The sequence below is a fragment of the Haladaptatus sp. genome (assembly GCF_049589095.1).
GTDB lineage: Archaea > Halobacteriota > Halobacteria > Halobacteriales > Haladaptataceae > Haladaptatus.
Genome location: NZ_JBAWAC010000500.1, coordinates 1 through 1,707, shown reverse-complemented (window position 1 = coordinate 1,707; position 1,707 = coordinate 1). Strand labels below are relative to the sequence as shown.

General features: G+C 56.6%; 1 protein-coding gene and 1 tRNA gene. Both read right to left on the bottom strand.

Going from position 1 to position 1,707, the window contains the following annotated elements:
• Positions 1-49: 49 nt before the first annotated feature.
• Entirely contained in the window at positions 50-1,255 is a 1,206-nt protein-coding gene (locus WBV42_RS15550; protein WP_423986824.1) for a DUF7504 family protein, read from the bottom strand.
• Positions 1,256-1,640: 385 nt separating this feature from the next.
• Positions 1,641-1,707, bottom strand: a tRNA-Glu gene (locus WBV42_RS15545).

The following is a 1,707-nucleotide window of genomic DNA, read 5'->3' as shown; positions in this document are numbered from 1 at the left end:
GGACATCGCGGCGACTGAGGTCGATTACAACACGAAACCGGACGAGTGGCTAGCGTGAGTCGTACAGTTTGATCTCACCGCTATCGACCACCACCTCGTATCCTTCGTACTGAAACGTCGCGTAGACGGAGATATCCTCGTGCTCGGCGAGCCGTTGGAGCGCATCGATGTCGATGACGTCCGAGAGGACCGGTTGTAATTCCGTCGGTGGGACGTCCCGCACGTTCGCCAACGCCCGTGCCAGCGTCACGACGATCGAATCGTGTGCGGTGCCGTACACCGTCCAGTACGCTTCGTTGGACTCGTCTTCGGGTGGATCGTTCGTTCGGATTCGCTCACTGTCGGAGAGGCTCGGGAACAGTTCAGTGGACGAGTCGTCCGCCGTCAGTTGCACGTATCGTTCGAGCACGTCCCGATCGATGGCCGAGGAGACGACGTTCCCATCGAGTTGGAGAACACCGACCTCGGCTAACTCCGGCAGATGGACGTGCCACAACGTGACGTGGACGCGTTCGCATTCGTTCTCGCTCGGGATTCTAGACCCCTCCCACATCGCTATCTGTCGTGCGATTCCGGAGACGGTCGCCGAGTCGCTGACCTCACAGAGGTATCGGCAGACGCGCCGTCGGCGAGGGGAACCGAGCAGCGTGAGGAGGACGTCGGCCGAAACCGCCGGTTCGGTCCCTTCGTAGCCGTGCACGACATCGAACAGCGAACGGAGCATGGCGACGGTCGAACCGTCGTGCGCGTCCGGAACGATATGGAAATGTGCCACGACGTCGAGCTGCCGAAGCTGGTCGGTTAAGGTCGCGAGGAACCGAAACGCGGTCGTTCGGTCGACGTGGCGAAGGAGCGTCGAGACGGAGTCAAAACAGAGTACCGTCGGATGGTCGTTCGCCGACCATTCGTCGAGATACAGTCGAATCGTGGTTTCGAGTCGGCCGAGGCTCGCGGGGTTCGACAGCGAGACGGAGTTCTGATCGCCGTGTGGTTCGAGTCGGTGTGTCCCGGTTCGTGCGTCGCCACCACCGATGGCGATGATTCCGAGTTCCGTCGGTTCGTCGCCGATTCGCGATTGCCACTGCTGTAACACGACTTCCGGTGACCGATTGTAGGTCACGATGAGGACGTTTCGTTCGCGCGCCCCATCGCCAGACAATCGATGCACACAGTCGATATCGCCCTCCCTCCCCATCGCGGCGGTCGAGAGAAGCGTGCTTCCCGTGTCGAATGATGAATCACCTGCTGTGGTCATGTCGTTTTATATATCACTTATTTCAATCCCTCGTTCAGAGAACGTATCGTCAGACTGTGTCAACTAGAGGCATTCCACGATAATAAAGATATCCGCTAGTTCTGTTGAACTATCGAAAGTTGCCATCACGTTTCCACCCGTCTCTGCACTATTTTCACTCGTTTGAACGGTTCGGAACTATTGATATATATGTGGTAAATCTTCGTGAAATGTCTGTTTAGTGGGAACGGCGGCAGGCTTCGAAATAATCCGGATAGTGTTGTCTATCATGAATATGGTTCGATCCACAGAAGTTCATTCTCGTGGTAGATACCGTCTGCCCGAATCTCGATTCGATCGAAAACACACCGACGCATCGCTTTTCGTTACGTTATTCCTCGGAAAATGCTCGGTCAGGGATTTGAACCCTGGTCCTCGGCTCGAAAGGCCAAGATGATTGGCCGGACTACACC

What these genes read in the sequence shown, in the direction of transcription:
- WBV42_RS15550 (WP_423986824.1), bottom strand. Translation starts at nt 1,255, where the DNA reads ATGACCACAGCAGGTGATTCATCATTCGACACGGGAAGCACGCTTCTC.